Annotated in this window: 13 protein-coding genes; 2 read left to right on the forward strand and 11 right to left on the reverse strand. The window is 46.8% G+C overall.

Translation table 11 applies throughout. The features are described from left to right. Window positions 1-11: 11 nt before the first annotated feature. The 11 genes from fadB to apbC form a co-directional block, all read right to left on the reverse strand. Complete coding sequence (gene fadB, locus ASC49_RS10825) at window positions 12-2,162, reverse strand: fatty acid oxidation complex subunit alpha FadB (protein WP_055463255.1); 2,151 nt, start codon at window positions 2,160-2,162, stop codon at window positions 12-14. Between the two features lie 273 nt (window positions 2,163-2,435). Then, a complete protein-coding gene (locus ASC49_RS10830) occupies window positions 2,436-3,188 on the reverse strand; it encodes an enoyl-CoA hydratase-related protein (protein WP_055463256.1) in 753 nt (250 codons plus the stop codon). A 106-nt stretch (window positions 3,189-3,294) separates the two neighbouring features. After that, entirely contained in the window at window positions 3,295-4,977 is a 1,683-nt protein-coding gene (locus ASC49_RS10835; RefSeq protein ID WP_055463257.1) for an AMP-binding protein, read from the reverse strand. A gap of 80 nt (window positions 4,978-5,057) precedes the next feature. Further along, entirely contained in the window at window positions 5,058-5,372 is a 315-nt protein-coding gene (locus ASC49_RS10840; RefSeq protein WP_055463258.1) for an SCP2 sterol-binding domain-containing protein, read from the reverse strand. 39 nt (window positions 5,373-5,411) lie between these two features. Beyond that, window positions 5,412-7,211, reverse strand: a complete 1,800-nt coding sequence (locus ASC49_RS10845) for an acyl-CoA dehydrogenase C-terminal domain-containing protein (protein WP_055463259.1) — start codon at window positions 7,209-7,211, stop codon at window positions 5,412-5,414. A 186-nt stretch (window positions 7,212-7,397) separates the two neighbouring features. Then, window positions 7,398-8,414, reverse strand: coding sequence for a CobW family GTP-binding protein (locus tag ASC49_RS10850; protein ID WP_055463260.1), 1,017 nt, complete (start codon window positions 8,412-8,414; stop codon window positions 7,398-7,400). A 41-nt stretch (window positions 8,415-8,455) separates the two neighbouring features. Beyond that, window positions 8,456-8,908 (reverse strand): hypothetical protein, encoded by a 453-nt coding sequence (locus ASC49_RS10855; RefSeq protein WP_055463261.1) that lies wholly within the window; start codon window positions 8,906-8,908, stop codon window positions 8,456-8,458. A 25-nt stretch (window positions 8,909-8,933) separates the two neighbouring features. Continuing rightward, window positions 8,934-9,266: a thioredoxin family protein gene (locus ASC49_RS10860; protein WP_055463262.1), complete on the reverse strand. Its 333-nt coding sequence runs from the start codon at window positions 9,264-9,266 to the stop codon at window positions 8,934-8,936. Between the two features lie 164 nt (window positions 9,267-9,430). Continuing rightward, window positions 9,431-10,627, reverse strand: coding sequence for a formaldehyde dehydrogenase, glutathione-independent (fdhA, locus tag ASC49_RS10865; RefSeq protein WP_055463263.1), 1,197 nt, complete (start codon window positions 10,625-10,627; stop codon window positions 9,431-9,433). A gap of 172 nt (window positions 10,628-10,799) precedes the next feature. Continuing rightward, window positions 10,800-11,384: a dCTP deaminase gene (gene dcd / locus ASC49_RS10870; protein WP_055463264.1), complete on the reverse strand. Its 585-nt coding sequence runs from the start codon at window positions 11,382-11,384 to the stop codon at window positions 10,800-10,802. Between the two features lie 8 nt (window positions 11,385-11,392). Further along, window positions 11,393-12,454 (reverse strand): iron-sulfur cluster carrier protein ApbC, encoded by a 1,062-nt coding sequence (gene apbC / locus ASC49_RS10875; RefSeq protein WP_055463265.1) that lies wholly within the window; start codon window positions 12,452-12,454, stop codon window positions 11,393-11,395. A gap of 228 nt (window positions 12,455-12,682) precedes the next feature. Between apbC and metG the strand changes: the two genes are divergently transcribed. Together metG and rsxA are read left to right on the forward strand one after the other, a co-directional pair. Then, window positions 12,683-14,731 (forward strand): methionine--tRNA ligase, encoded by a 2,049-nt coding sequence (gene metG, locus ASC49_RS10880; protein ID WP_055463266.1) that lies wholly within the window; start codon window positions 12,683-12,685, stop codon window positions 14,729-14,731. Window positions 14,732-14,968: 237 nt separating this feature from the next. Continuing rightward, entirely contained in the window at window positions 14,969-15,550 is a 582-nt protein-coding gene (gene rsxA / locus ASC49_RS10885; protein ID WP_055463267.1) for an electron transport complex subunit RsxA, read from the forward strand. Window positions 15,551-15,553 lie beyond the last annotated feature (3 nt).

Consider the following 15,553-nt stretch of genomic DNA (forward strand, 5'->3'; position numbering starts at 1 on the left):
TTCCTATGGGATTAATATGGGTGGTAACGACGTTGTTGTGCTGCCATCTCACGCATCGTAACTGTCGGCTCATACAACTTACCTAGGTGTTTGTACTGATCAGCTAACTCACAGAATGCTGCCAGCCCCATTTCATCCATATAGTGTAGAGCGCCGCCTAGATACGGAGGAAAGCCGATACCATAGACTAGCCCCATATCAGCTTCCGCCGCCGAGGCAACAATGTTTTCTTCTAAACAACGAGCCGTTTCAATGCACAGCGGGATCATCATTCGAGCAATGATTTCTTCCTCGGAAATGTCCTTAGTAGCCCCATGCAAAGTATTGAGTAGTTGTACAGACTCTTCACTTTTCAGCTTTTTCGGTTTGCCTTTCTTGTCTTCTTCATAAAGATAAAAACCACTACCCGATTTCTGCCCAAAACGCTTCGATTCAAAGAACAAGTCGATGGCATTTTTACCCTCGTGCCCCATACGATCGGGGAAGCCCTGCGCCATCACCTGATCGGCGTGGAACGCTGTATCAATTCCAACAACATCTAGCAAATATGCAGGCCCCATTGGCCAACCAAAGCGCTCCATGACTTTGTCGACGGCCTGATAATCCGCACCGTCTTTAAGCAAAGCAGAGAAGCCAGAGAAGTACGGAAATAATACTCGGTTTACCAAGAAGCCTGGGCAGTCATTGACGACTATCGGGGTTTTGCCAAGCGCCTGAGCATAGGCTACGGTTTTTGCAATGGTCGCTTCCGAGGTTTTCGCACCTCGAATTACTTCGACTAATGGCATTCTGTGTACTGGGTTAAAGAAGTGCATACCACAGAAGTTTTCGGGGCGTTTAAGTTCACTGGCCAGATGCGTAATAGAGATGGTCGACGTGTTTGACGTCAAGATTGCGTCATCACGTAATTGCCCCTCTATTTCTGCCAACACTGATTGTTTAATTTTAGGATTTTCAACGACAGCTTCGACAACGATATCCACGTTGGCGACCTCACCGTAGCTGAGTACAGGGGTAATCTTGCCCAAGCCTTGCATCGCTTTATCGGTGGTGAGTTTGCCGCGTTCAACTTGCTTGCCAAACAACTTACCCGCCTCATTCATACCAAGATCTAGCGCCTCTTGGCGGATATCTTTCATAACGATCGGTGTGCCTTTTGACGCCGATTGATAGGCAATGCCACCGCCCATAATACCCGCACCTAATACGGCTGCATGGCGAATCGTTGAAGCGTCTTTACTGTAGCGAGAAGCAGCTTTCTTCACCTGCTGGTCATTTAAAAACAAGCCAACTAAAGAGCGAGCGACGGGAGACTTCGCCATCTTCACAAAGCCTTTTATTTCAGTGGCAATGGCTTTATCGATCGGCTGGAAAATGCCTTTTTCAATGGTTTTAATGGCTTCCATCGGCGCTGGGTAATGCTTACCCGCTTTGGCGCCAACGACCGCGCGTACCGATTCAAAGATCATCATTTTTTCAATCGGAGAAAACTGCATCGGCGCACGTAACGACGCACGACGAGATTGATAATCCAATTTGCCTGCCAGCACTTGTTCAAGCAAATGTGTTGCCGAATCCACCACTGCCCCCGCAGCGACTACAGCATCCACTGCGCCATCTTTCATAGCCTCGGCACTGCGTTTTTGTTGGCCACCGCAAATCCATTCACAGGCATTATCGACACCGATCAATCGCGGCAAGCGCACGGTGCCGCCCCATCCGGGATAAATGCCCAGTTGGGTTTCTGGTAAACCCACTTTGGCAGAGTCCGCCATCACACGATAATCACAGGCAAGGCAAATTTCAAAGCCGCCACCTAGCGCAAGGCCATTGATGGCAGCAACGGTAGGAAAAGGAAGATTCGCAATCCCATTAAAAATATCGTGCGCTTCTTGAAGCTTTTGCGCCAGCGCATCGTCGTCAAGCTGGAACCAAGTCATAAACTCGGTGATATCCGCCCCGACCACAAATGCTTCTTTGGCACTTGTAATTAACAGGCCTTTAATACTGCCGTCTTGGGCTAATTCACTGATAACATCCGACAATTCGCTTAGCGCTTGTGCGCCAAATTTATTAACCGAACTGTCTTTGAGATCCAGTGTCAGGGTTGCTATCCCTGCTTCGTTTGATATCACTCGAAGCGTATTTCCTTCGAACTTCATAATCGCCTCCACCTTTATTTTTATAGCATCAGAGCGTATTCACGCCCTCGGTACGGGTATTAGATTTTGTTCTTTAAGCTTAGAGAGCTGGCCTGTTTCCTCAATAACAAAAAACACTCTGTTTAGTGACATTTTGTACCAGAGAAAATTTTAACTACCTGTTCTAGATACAAAAACGCCCTAAATAGTTAGGGCGTAAATAAGGTGATGAAACCAAGGCGGAATAAGGAGTAGGACTTCATAACAATAAAAGTCTAGTCTAGATTCCCAAGATTACAATTGTTTGTCGATAAAGCGGCGAAACTGAACTTGAGCTTCTTGAGAGACAAGTCGCTCTTTAAAAATTCGCCCCTCGCGCATAAGCGCCATTTGAATGTCGTCAATGGTGCGGCATTTGAGCAATTCTTTGGACAGCAGCACCGCTTCCGTGGGTAACTGAGACAGTCTTTCAGCATACTTCAGCGCCAAACATAAAGACTCACCCGGTTCACAAAGATGATTTACCATTCCCAATTGATAGGCAGTCTCTGCGTTGACAGGCTCGCCAAACATCAACATTTCAAATGCTTTTTGATGCCCAACGATCCGAGGCAAAAGAAAGCTTGAAGCCGCTTCTGGCACCAAGCCTAATTGAGCAAATGGAAATACAAATTGCGTATTTCGAGCGCTAAACACCATATCGCAATGCAACATCATTGTGGCCCCGACTCCAACCGCCCAGCCTTCGACGCAACCAATGATTGGTTTCTTGTAGCTTGTCAGTGCCTGCAAGAAAGACATGATGGAGGCCATTTTTTCTGGCGCATGGGCAATTTCCAAAAAGTCTTTAATGTCATTACCAGCGGAAAAATCAGGCCCCACACCAGTGATGATGGTCACCTTGATCGACTCATCTAGTTCTGCGCGGTGCAATGCATCACTGAGAATCTGATACATATCCACAGTGATGGCATTTTTCTTTTCCGGACGGTTTAACGAAAGGATCTGAACGCCTTGTTCTACCTTGTCGCTGATGTTCTCCGCCATGTTGTCCTCCGCAATGCTTAACGAGCAAATGATGAGACTAGTTCAAAACTTCTCAGTAAACTAGGTCTATAAGCCCCCTCCGTTAGAGAACCACACCTTAGCTTGATTAATGTTGGGGTTCTCGTAATGCACGACGCAGAACTTTGCCCACATTCGTCTTCGGTAACTCTTCACGTACCTCGTATTTTTTGGGCACTTTATAAGCAGCTAGATTCTGTTTACAGAAGTCATGCATGGATTTTTCATCTAGCGTCGAGCCCGATTTAAGCACGAGAAAGACCTTAACCGCTTCACCAGTTTTGTCATCGTCTACACCAATCGCTGCTGCTTCTAATACGTCAGGATGTTGGGTGATGACATCTTCTACTTCCGTCGGATAGACATTAAAGCCTGAGACAATAATCAAATCTTTGGCTCGATCAACAATGCTCAAGTAGCCATCCGCTTGTTGGGTGGCAATATCACCCGTGATTAAATAACCGTCTGGCGTCATCACATCCCGAGTCGCTTGCTCACGCTGCCAATAGCCACGCATCACTTGTGGTCCCTTGACGCATAACATGCCTGGCTCTCCCAATGACACGGTTTGACCATCGTCATCGATAATTTTAACGTCCGTACAATCCACCACCAATCCTATGGTGCCAATTTGCTCTTTACCAATCGGGTTAAACGCCACCACAGGTGATGTTTCGGTCAAACCATAGCCTTCCGACACGTTGCATCCTGTGACCTCTAGCCAACGATCTGCTGCTGCGTGCGTCAATGGCATACCACCTGATGCCGTCAGTTTGAGTGATGAGAAGTCGACGTGTTTAAAATCATCGCGATTACAAAGCCCTGAAAACAAGGTATTCAAGCCGATAAAGCCAGTAAAGCGCCATTTCTTCAACTCTTTTACGAAGTTTGGCAGATCTCTTGGGTTAGGGATCAAAATGGAATGGGCGCCGTACTCCACCAATGTCATGGCGTGAATCAAAAAGGCATAGATATGATACAAAGGCAGCGGTGCAATAAAGATCTCTTGACCATCTTTTAACAGGTGGTCCAAGCGATGTTTTAATTGATGCATATTCGAAATCAGATTTGCATGAGTCAGCATAGCGCCTTTAGCGACTCCTGTTGTACCACCGGTATATTGCAATACCGCCAGGTCAGTGCGCTTTAATGTGGCAATCTTTGGTGCGTGCTGAGCACCTTGCGCAAGGGCTTCATTTAACGTCACAGCTTGGGGCAAATGATACTCGGGGACCATCTTTTTGATGTATTTCACTACCGAGTTAATAAGTAAACGTTTTAGTGGCGGATGAAAGTCTGCGATCTCGGTGACAATAACATGCTTGATCGTTGTAGTAGGCAGAATCTTTTCTACGTTGGCTGCCATATTGGCAAACACCACCACGGCTTTTACACCGGCATCATTAAACTGATGCTCTAATTCATGAGGGGTGTACAAGGGGTTGGTATTTACCACCACTAAACCCGCTTGCATTGCACCAAATACCACAACGGGGAATTGCACGACGTTGGGCAACTGAACCGCTATACGATCCCCAGGTTTTAAGTCCGTATAGCGTTGTAGGTAGGCTGTAAATGCATCCGCTTTCTGTTTCAATTCCGCGTACGTAATGGTGCGTCCTACGCTGGTAAAAGCCGGTAGATCAGCAAACTTACGGCAAGCCTCATCTAATACATCGATGACCGACTCAAACCCTTTGGGGTTAAGTTGCTCCGGAATGTAACTGCCCGGCTCATGATCAAGGGGTTCCGCTACATTGTTGTTCAACATATAAAAGTCTCCGTTATTGTCGTTATATGGAGAGATAAAAATTGTCTAATCATGTGATGCCATATAACTGGCAAAGTTCATTACGCAGGGAAGATTTGCGTCAACTTTGTCGCCAGCATAATATCACCATCGGCGCGAATCTTTCCTTGCATAAACGCCTGCATACCGTCTAATTCTCCCGACATCACCTCAGACAAGGTGTCAGTATCCATCCCAAGAGTTACCGTTGCATCATCATGCTCACCCTGCTCTGCCACAGCGACGCCATCCGCGATGGTAACAACGTAAGGCTCAGCATCATCCAGCTCAAATTGAAAGATGGCCTCCATGTTGGCCGCTGCAGAGCTATCAAAGCGATTAATCATAGTATCGAAAATCTCTTGTGCTTTACTCATTTTTTTATCCTCATCATTATAGCTGTTGTTCTATTTGTCTTAACGTAAGAAGAATTGCTCTTCTTCCATCGCCATCAAGCTCCCAGCACCGGCCAACATCATCTCTGCATGGGCTTTGGTGCGTGGTAAAATGCGCTCAAAGTAAAAGGTAGCGGTCTGCAATTTAGCTTTGTAAAACGCTTCTTCATCGCTACCTTCGAGCAGTTTCTGCTGTGCCACCTGAGCCATGCGAGCCCAGAAATAAGCTAAGGTGATGTAACCAGAATACATACAGTAATCCACCGACGCGGCGCCCACTTCTTCGCGGTCTTTCATCGCCTTCATACCAACTTTAAGCGTCAACTCTCCCCATTCTTTGTTTAACGCGGCCAATGGCTTGATAAGGTGTTTAAGGGCTTTGTCGTTTTCATTGGCCTGACAGAATTTGTGAATGATCTTAGTAAAAGCTTTTAAGGTTTCACCTTGTGTCATTAACACTTTTCGCCCTAAAAGATCCAGCGCTTGGATGCCGGTAGTGCCCTCATAGAGCATAGAGATACGACTATCTCGCACATTTTGTTCCATCCCCCAATCGGCAATGTAGCCATGACCACCAAACACCTGTAAGCCTTGGTTAGCCGCTTCAAAACCTGTTTCCGTTAAGAACGCTTTGGCAATTGGAGTGAGCAATGATAATAACGTCTCAGCTTGGGCTTTATCGTCTTCAGAGCCCGCTTTGACCGTATCCACCAGCATTGAACAGTAATGAATCATCGCTCGACCGCCTTCGGCAAAGGCTTTTTGCGTCAACAGCATACGGCGCACATCGGGGTGAACAATAATCGGATCGGCTGCTTTATCAGGCGCTTTCGGACCTGACAAAGCTCGCATTTGTAAGCGATCCTTGGCATAAGCCAATGAGTTTTGATAAGCCCACTCTGAATGCGCTAACCCTTGTAACGCCGTCCCAAGGCGAGCGGTATTCATAAAGGTAAACATGCAGTTCAGGCCTTTGTTTGGCGGGCCGATTAAGAAGCCTTTCGCGCCATCAAAATTCATCACACAAGTCGCGTTACCGTGAATCCCCATCTTGTGCTCAATGGAGCCACAATGAACCGCATTGCGGTCTCCCACTTCCCCGGTATCAGTAACATTGAATTTGGGCACAATAAATAATGAGATGCCTTTGGTCCCCGCTGGTGCATCAGGAAGACGCGCAAGAACGATATGAACAATATTCTCTGCCATATCATGCTCACCGGCAGAGATGAAAATTTTGGTACCGGAAATGGTGTAACTGCCATCTTCATTCGGCGTTGCTTTGGTTTTCAGCATACCAAGGTCAGTACCGCAATGAGGCTCTGTCAGACACATGGTGCCAGTCCACTCACCACTGACTAATTTGGTTAAATAGGCCTGCTTTTGTTCGTCCGTACCATGCAGTTCAAGGGTATTCATCGCCCCGTGGCTTAAACCAGGGTACATGCTCCACGCCCAGTTCGCAGTGGCAATCAACTCCGTCACCATCATACCGAGAGATTCTGGCAGGCCTTGCCCACCCATTTCGACGACATGAGACAACGAAGGCCAGCCACTTTCCACATACTGTTGATAAGCTTCTTTAAAGCCTTCTGGTGTCGTGACCACACCATTATCAAAACGACAGCCTTGCTGATCACCAATTTGGTTCAATGGTGCAAGCACTCGCTCGGCAAACTTAGCACCTTCTTCAAGGATGGCTTCCACCATATCGGGGGTAGCTTCTTCCGCACCAGACAAAGACGCATAATGCTGATGAACCCCTAACACTTCATCGGTAATAAACTTCAAATCACGTAAGGGCGCTTTATAATCAGGCATAACACTCACCTCGACATTATTTTTATAAGGGACGCTCGGTTTAAAAACGTCTTCCAAGACATGCATTAAGCTTTGTCGAAGCGCGCTTTTCCCTCAATAACATATCGACGCAAGTTAGATAACAAAAACGAGCCAACTTGATTTCAAGAATGGCGCGTTTTGAGATTTAGAGAAACGATAGAAGGACTAAAACAATGATGTATTGATGGTGGCTAACGTGCTTTCAAAGTCCGAACTATCTGAAAAAATACTTTCAAATCTTGAACTTACTGCATTATCGCTTGGGCTTCGATGCAGCTCAGTGACCGTCATATTGACCTCTTCAAAATACTCATCCACTTGCAAAATACCTTTGAAGCGCCAAAAAGAGGATTGTTGCTTTAATACCGTCAAAAACTGTTCGAAACGCTCACGAGAGATCTGCCATGAGCCATCGGCAATCCAACCAACACTGGCCATTCCCTGATCTCGTTTTTGATAACACACCACTCCCTTTGTCGGCTGACTCGTGTACACATGGTCGTGGTCGTGGTCGTGGTCGTGGTCGTGGTCGTGGTCGTGGTCGTGGTCGTGGTCGTGGTCGTGGTGAGCATCATGCTGCGTTCGTGCCACATCAAGCCATGTCAGATCAAACTCGCCCTGAGCACTGAAAGCAATGACCGCTTTGGTTGGATCAAACTGTTTGGCAAATTCTACAAAACGCTGTTCCAGATCGGTGTCATATAAATCTGCTTTGCTGCCGATTAACACCTCCGCATCATCAATCTGATCAAAGAACGCAGGATGGCCAAGATAGCGAGGGTCCGACAAGTTACGCACATCCATTAAACATATCGTTGCACGTACATCCAATACATTACGGTAATGCTCAGCGTTTAACTGATCAACGATTTGCTGGGGATGACCAATTCCTGTCGGCTCAATGATAATGCGATCAGGCTTAGCGATTTTAATGAGGTCGTTTAAGCCAACGCTAAACGCAGCAGAAGAGACACAACACAAACATCCCCCAGGAACTTGTTTAATCGCCACGGCACCATCGTGAATTAGCTCGCCATCAATGCCGACTTCACCAAACTCATTGACCAATACCGCCCAAGACTCCCCCGCTGGTATCTGAGTCAATAACTGCTTAATCAAGGTGGTTTTACCTGAACCTAGAAAGCCTGTAATAACGTTTACCTTGATCCCTTGGTACTGCATAAATAACCTATTACGTTATAGCGTCGGTGCAATAGCGCACACTATTTCGGTCGTACTGACTCATGAATGGACGCTTCGCTGACATCAGAAATATTACTCAGCGCATGAATTTGTTGCTGTGCTTCATCAGCGATCTGATCGTAGATTTTTAACACTTTGGGATCAAATCCTGGGGTGCTTTCAGCTTTCATTTTGACAATCAGCATTTGGTTTAGAAAGTTGTTTAAAACATGGTGTGTCGATTGCACCATGGCGCGGTATATTTTGAGCTTCTCTTGGCTGACACGATTAACTTTATTTCGGCGTAATACATCCGCGATAACAAAACTGGCCAATACGAATCCGGGCAGGATGATTTCATCAATTTCTAAATGTTCGAGTTCATCCAGTAAGACAATCAGCGCTTCAAATATTTCTAAATTGAATAGGACAGAAATTAAATAGAGCAGCGAGGCACAGACGATGCCAATGACTGTTAATTTATACTGTTTCATCCAGTTCCCCACCTTCCTATCGGATTTATAAATCGAGTAACCGTCTCAGCTCATCCGCCGAATCAGGTCGTACCACGCGACCAACTTCTTCACCATTATGTAATAGGATCAAGGTTGGCCAAAGTTTCACTTGGAAATGACGTCCGACAGGCTTGCCTTGACCATCAAATATTTTCACATGGCCCACATCAGTAAAATCATCCATCACTTCTTCAATCAGCGGTTGCGCTCGCTTACAATAGCCACACCAAGAGGTACCAAATTCAAGCACCACATCCCCCTCGAGCGCAGTTATTTGCTCTAAGGTTAAGTCATCTTCACTGTACGTTGCATTAAAACCAGTCACCACATCAGTCATCTTACATTCCTTCAATGATTATTAATCAGCGCCTAATAAAATGAGGGTTTTACAAGAAGTTTCAATCTCTAGATATAAGATTTTTAATACATTTTTTGCCGTAAGTACAAACAAAAATGCCACGCAAAGCGTGGCATTTTGTAACCGCTAATACGAAGCGTTAATTACGCTACGAATTCACCATGTGGGTCCATTACGAATTTCTTCGCTGCGCCGCCGTCAAAGTCAGCGTAACCTTGAGGAGCTTGATCTAGAGAGATCATTTGAACGTTTACTGCATCAGCAATCTTAACTTTGTCGAAAAGGATCGCTTGCATTAGAGCACGGTGGTATTTCATAACTGGACACTGACCAGTGTGGAATGAGTGAGATTTCGCCCAACCCAAGCCGAAACGCATGCTTAGTGCGCCTACTTTAGCAGCTTCGTCTTGCGCACCTGGATCGTCAGTTACGTATAGACCTGGGATACCAATTTGGCCACCCGCACGTGTAATTGTCATTGCAGAGTTAAGAACTGTCGCTGGCGCTTCTTTACCTGCGTTACAGCCACAACCATGAGCTTCGAAGCCTACACAGTCAACGAATGCGTCAACTTCACGCTCACCTAGAATAACTTCTAGCTTGTCTTCCATATCGCCTTCTTCACGTAGGTCGATAGTTTCACAACCAAAGCTACGAGCTTGTGCTAGACGGTCTTCGATCATATCACCAACGATGACACAAGCTGCACCTAGAAGCTGAGCAGAAACCGCTGCAGCTAGACCTACTGGGCCTGCACCTGCGATGTATACAGTTGAACCTGGGCCTACGCCTGCAGTAACACAGCCGTGGAAGCCAGTCGGGAAGATGTCAGATAGCAGAGTAAGGTCAGCAATCTTTTCTTTCGCTTGACCTTTATCTGGGAACTTCAATAGGTTGAAGTCAGCGTATGGCACCATTACGTAGTCAGATTGACCACCTACCCAGCCACCCATGTCTACGTAACCGTATGCTGCACCTGGACGTGCTGGGTTTACGTTTAGACAGATACCAGTCATGCCAGCTTTACAGTTACGGCAACGACCACAAGCAATGTTAAATGGTACAGATACGATGTCACCTACTTCTAGGAATTCTACATCGTCACCTTTTTCAAGGATGATACCAGTGATTTCGTGACCAAGAACCAGACCTTCAGGTGCAGTAGTACGACCACGAACCATGTGTTGGTCACTACCACAAATGTTAGTTGTAAGAACTTTCAGGATAACACCGTGATTACATTTACGATCACCAAGTGCTAGCTCTGGGAAAGGGATAGACTCTACTGCGACTTTGCCTGGGCCCTTGTATACGACGCCACGGTTAGACGGTTGAGACATAGAAGTACTCCTTAACTGTTGTGGTTTTTATTCTATGAATTGCACCCGAGAAGGTAGACCTCAAACCGCAAAAACAGATGTCGAATAACGCCTTTAAGCTGCACATTTACGACATCCGACTTGGTTTTGAGTAATTTTAGGCAATTTAGAACAAAAAACGACCTGCTAATTCCTACTGATCACCACTAATACGGCTACCGATTGCAGAATGCTGACCACGGTATTTCGCATTATCACGTTTATTGTATGGACGATCGGCAGAACCTGACATGGTTTCAAAGTTGATCGCACCAATCGTCATCCCCGGACGCAGTGCAATCGGTAACTTACCACCATTTAAAAACTCCAGCACGATCGCACCACTCCAACCTGGATCGATACGGTGCGCAGTTACGTGCACCATCAAGCCTAGTCGAGCTAATGAAGAACGTCCATCTAGCCAACCAACAAGATTATCAGGCAGTGTGACCGACTCCAGCGTTATCCCAAGCACTAACTCCCCAGGATGAATAAAGAACGGCTTGTCTTGCTCGACAACGATCTCTTCACTCATGACCGACTCAATCGCCGCATTTAAGTCTGCCTTTGGGCCACTTAAATCTAGGTATGGCGCGGGATGCCCTTGGAATACTCGAAACGAGTTGCCAAGGCGCAAATCACAAGACACGCCACTGATAACGGCGTTATCAGGGCGTGGTTCAATAGCAATGACACCATCGTCTAGAGCTTGGATAATGTCACGGTCACACAGTCGCATGGTTTACCTCAATCATCGCTCATGCCGATAACCGGCATTGAGAACTGTTCAGAACGGGACGCAAGAGTAGCACCAACCTTACGGGCAATCGACTGATAAATTGCCGTCACATCGGAATCCGGCTCACTAAGTACCGTTGGTTTACCCGCATCCGCCTGCTTACGAATGTTGAGACTTAGAGGCAATTTGCCCAACTCTTCAACGCCATACTCAGCCGCCAACGCTTTACCGCCTTCTTCACCGAAGATCGCCTCAGCATGACCACAGTTTGAACAAATGTGAGTCGACATGTTTTCCACCACGCCTAATACCGGAATATTCACCTTGTTAAACATCTCAATACCACGACGTGCATCCAACAAAGCAATATCTTGCGGCGTTGTCACTACGACCGAGCCTGAGACAGGTACTTTCTGAGAAAGTGTTAGCTGAATATCACCAGTACCTGGCGGCATATCGATAAATAGATAATCCAGATCTTGCCATTCGGTTTGTGTCAGAATTTGCATCAGTGCGCCAGTCGCCATCGGCCCACGCCACGCCATTGGCGTCTCTTTAGTGGTTAGGAAGGCCATCGACATTACTTGAATACAATGGGCAATAGGCGGCACAAAGAACTGCTCACCACGCACGCCAGGACGTGTGTCACCAGCGAAACCTAACAATAGACCTTGGCTTGGACCGTAGATGTCTGCATCTAGGATACCCACTTTCGCGCCTTCACGCGCCATTGCTAAGGCCAAGTTAACCGTGGTAGTGGATTTACCCACACCGCCTTTACCCGATGCCACGGCAATGATGTTTTTCACACCCTTAAGACTGGACGCCGCACCTTGCGTAGAAGCAGCTTTTATATCCTGCTGAAGTACCAAGGTCACTGGCTGCCCCAGCAGTTCTTCAACGCGCGTTTGCAGCGCATCACGTTCAGTTTGCGCCGGATACGCAAGAGTTGCGATCACAGACAGGCCAGAAGCGTTCTCTTGTACTTGCCAAACATCACCATAAGGTTGGTTGGTATTAAGGTCGACCAACGCCGCCAATTGTGAAAGTAGCTGTGGGTTTACAGACATGTTCTCTCCTAAAAATAGCAACTCGATGGCGCTATTTGTGATGTGTTCTATTCGATGATGCGGATTGTGGGGGCAAAATGCGGAAAAGCAAGTCCGAAGCTTGCACGATATGCACGGCCACTTATAATGTCGCGCTTATATTAATACAGACAAATCGCCCCGTTTACCTGACAGCGACATGGGGCGTCGTTTATCCGTTAAAATTACAATCCAGCAGGCTTAATCATAATGGCTCAACCGCAACGTAAAATTTTAGTTACCAGCGCCCTTCCCTACGCCAACGGCTCTATCCACTTGGGTCACATGCTGGAGCACATTCAAACTGACATTTGGGTTCGTTTCCAAAAACTACGTGGCAACCTATGTACAGCGGTTTGCGCCGACGATGCTCATGGCACAGCGATCATGATTAAAGCCGAGCAAAACGGCATTACCCCAGAGCAATTGATTGACGGCGTACGTGAAGAACATATGGCCGATTTCAAAGACTTCGGCATCGGCTACGACAATTACTATTCCACGCATTCACCAGAAAACCGCGAGTTTGCTGAGCTGATTTATAAAGCTTGTCGTGACAACGGTAAAATAGCAGTACGCTCCATTACGCAGGCCTATGATCCAGAAAAAGAAATGTTCCTTGCAGATCGTTTCATTAAAGGCACGTGCCCTAAGTGTAAAGCGGAAGATCAGTACGGCGATAACTGTGAAGTGTGTTCTGCGACTTACACACCGATGGAGATGATTAACCCGCGCTCTGTGTATTCTGGTGCAACACCTGTCGAGAAGTCTTCTGACCACTACTTCTTCAAACTACCTGAATTCCAAGAGTTTCTTCAACAATGGACACGCAGCGGTACTCTGCAAGATCAAGTAGCGAATAAGCTAGCAGAGTGGCTTGATTCAGGCCTACAAGAATGGGACATCAGCCGTGATGCACCCTACTTCGGTTTTGAAATCCCCGACGCTCCGGGCAAATACTTCTACGTTTGGCTAGACGCCCCAATTGGCTACATGGCGAGCTTCAAGAACCTTTGCGATCGTACCGAAGGTCTAGAATTCGATGAATACTGGAACAAAGACTCCAAAGCAGAGCTTTATCACTTCATCGGCAAAGACATTATCAACTTCCATGCTCTATTCTGGCCAGCGATGTTGGATTGCGCTGGATTCCGCACACCGACTGCGGTCAACGCACATGGCTATGTCACGGTAGATGGTGAGAAGATGTCTAAGTCACGTGGTACCTTTATCAAGGCTCGCACTTACCTAAACCACCTTGATCCACAGTACTTACGTTACTACTTCGCGGCAAAACTAAATTCACGTGTTGATGACATCGACTTGAACCTAGGTGATTTCGTGCAGCGCGTAAACTCTGACGTAGTGGGTAAAGTGGTTAATATTGCCAGCCGTACCGCAAGCTTTATCAACAAAAAGTTCGACGGTCAGCTGCAACCAACACCAGCGCAAGAAACCATGATTCAAGAATTCGTCGATGCTGGCGATCTGATCGCTGAACTGTACGAAACACGTGAATACGGCAAAGCGATGCGTGAAATCATGCGTCTTGCAGACATTGCTAACACTTACATTGCCGACGAAGAGCCATGGGTGAAAGCGAAGAACGAAGAAACACTGCCACAGGTGCAAGAGATCTGTACGGTTGCGCTGAATATGTTTGCCATTCTAGCCACTTACTTGAAGCCTGTATTACCAGGTATGGTGGCGGATGCTGAAGCCTTCCTAAACAAAGAACTGACTTGGGACAACCGCAGTGAATTACTGTTCGGCAAAACCGTTAATAAGTTCCAAGCTTTGATGGCTCGCATTGAAGCGCCACAAATCGAGGCTATGATCGAAGAAGGCAAAACGGAAGCCGCTGCCGAAGCGCAAGCAAAAGAGCAAGCCGCGCCTACAGAAGAAACCGAGTTAAGCAAAGAGCCCATAGCTGACGAAATCAGCTTCGATGACTTTGCAAAAGTGGATCTACGCATTGCCAAGATCGCCAAAGCTGAGCATGTAGAGAAAGCCAATAAGCTTTTAAAACTTACCTTAGATTTAGGTGGTGAGACGCGTACGGTATTCTCTGGCATTAAATCGGCGTACAAACCAGAAGATCTAGAAGGTAAGCTAACCATCATGGTCGCTAACTTGGCGCCACGTAAGATGAAATTCGGCTTGTCTGAAGGCATGGTCTTGGCTGCAGGCCCTGGCGGTGAAGAGATTTACCTACTTGAGCCACATGAAGGCGCTAAGCCTGGCCAACGTGTGATGTAATCCAGCATCCGCGTCGCGTTAAAAGCACCGCCTACGCTCTGTAGGCGGTGTTGTTTTAGAAAAAATATTACGAAAGCTTATACGTGCTGCGTGCTATCCATATTCTAAAATAAACTAGAATGCATAGTGCTTTAGTCTTGTTAGTTATAAGCAGCTTGGTATAGTTACGCTTGGCTGAACTTGTTTAGTCGGCCGTTCTTTTTATCCGTAGACACCACTGTATTTATTGGACGCGAGATGACCGAATATCTCTTAATACTCGTCAGTACCATACTGGTCAACAACTTTGTATTGGTACAATTCCTTGGCCTCTGCCCATTTATGGGGGTTTCCAGCAAGCTAGAAACCTCGATTGGTATGGCCATGGCGACTACCTTCGTGCTGACGCTTTCGAGCTTATGTAGTTACCTCACGTTTGAGTTTATTCTTGAGCCATTTGGCCTTGAGTACTTAAAAACCATCTCTTTCATTTTGGTGATTGCCGTTGTGGTGCAGTTCACCGAGATGGTAGTTCATAAAACCAGCCCTCTTTTGTACCGCGTACTGGGTATTTTCCTACCGTTGATCACAACAAACTGTGCGGTGTTAGGTGTCGCACTGCAAAATACGTCAAAACAAAATGGCTTTGTGGAGTCCATTCTTTACGGCTTCGGTGCTGCGGTAGGCTTCTCATTCGTTTTGGTACTTTTCTCTGCCATGCGCGAGCGTATTAACGTGGCCGATGTGCCAGTGGTCTTCAAAGGCTCAGCGATCGGCATGATCACAGCAGGCCTAATGGCTCTTGCGTTCATGGGCTTCACTGGTCTGGTGCAAATCTAGGAG

The sequence above is a fragment of the Marinomonas fungiae genome, from assembly GCF_001418205.1.
In the GTDB taxonomy this organism is placed as follows: Bacteria; Pseudomonadota; Gammaproteobacteria; order Pseudomonadales; family Marinomonadaceae; genus Marinomonas; species Marinomonas fungiae.

Excerpts from the sequence above, each read along its gene's own strand:
- fadB (WP_055463255.1), bottom strand. The coding sequence starts at position 2,162 with ATGAAGTTCGAAGGAAATACGCTTCGAGTGATATCAAACGAAGCAGGG.
- ASC49_RS10830 (WP_055463256.1), bottom strand. The coding sequence starts at position 3,188 with ATGGCGGAGAACATCAGCGACAAGGTAGAACAAGGCGTTCAGATCCTT.
- ASC49_RS10835 (WP_055463257.1), bottom strand. The coding sequence starts at position 4,977 with ATGTTGAACAACAATGTAGCGGAACCCCTTGATCATGAGCCGGGCAGT.
- ASC49_RS10840 (WP_055463258.1), bottom strand. The coding sequence starts at position 5,372 with ATGAGTAAAGCACAAGAGATTTTCGATACTATGATTAATCGCTTTGAT.
- ASC49_RS10845 (WP_055463259.1), bottom strand. The coding sequence starts at position 7,211 with ATGCCTGATTATAAAGCGCCCTTACGTGATTTGAAGTTTATTACCGAT.
- ASC49_RS10850 (WP_055463260.1), bottom strand. The coding sequence starts at position 8,414 with ATGCAGTACCAAGGGATCAAGGTAAACGTTATTACAGGCTTTCTAGGT.
- ASC49_RS10855 (WP_055463261.1), bottom strand. The coding sequence starts at position 8,908 with ATGAAACAGTATAAATTAACAGTCATTGGCATCGTCTGTGCCTCGCTG.
- ASC49_RS10860 (WP_055463262.1), bottom strand. The coding sequence starts at position 9,266 with ATGACTGATGTGGTGACTGGTTTTAATGCAACGTACAGTGAAGATGAC.
- fdhA (WP_055463263.1), bottom strand. The coding sequence starts at position 10,627 with ATGTCTCAACCGTCTAACCGTGGCGTCGTATACAAGGGCCCAGGCAAA.
- dcd (WP_055463264.1), bottom strand. The coding sequence starts at position 11,384 with ATGCGACTGTGTGACCGTGACATTATCCAAGCTCTAGACGATGGTGTC.
- apbC (WP_055463265.1), bottom strand. The coding sequence starts at position 12,454 with ATGTCTGTAAACCCACAGCTACTTTCACAATTGGCGGCGTTGGTCGAC.
- metG (WP_055463266.1), top strand. The coding sequence starts at position 12,683 with ATGGCTCAACCGCAACGTAAAATTTTAGTTACCAGCGCCCTTCCCTAC.
- rsxA (WP_055463267.1), top strand. The coding sequence starts at position 14,969 with ATGACCGAATATCTCTTAATACTCGTCAGTACCATACTGGTCAACAAC.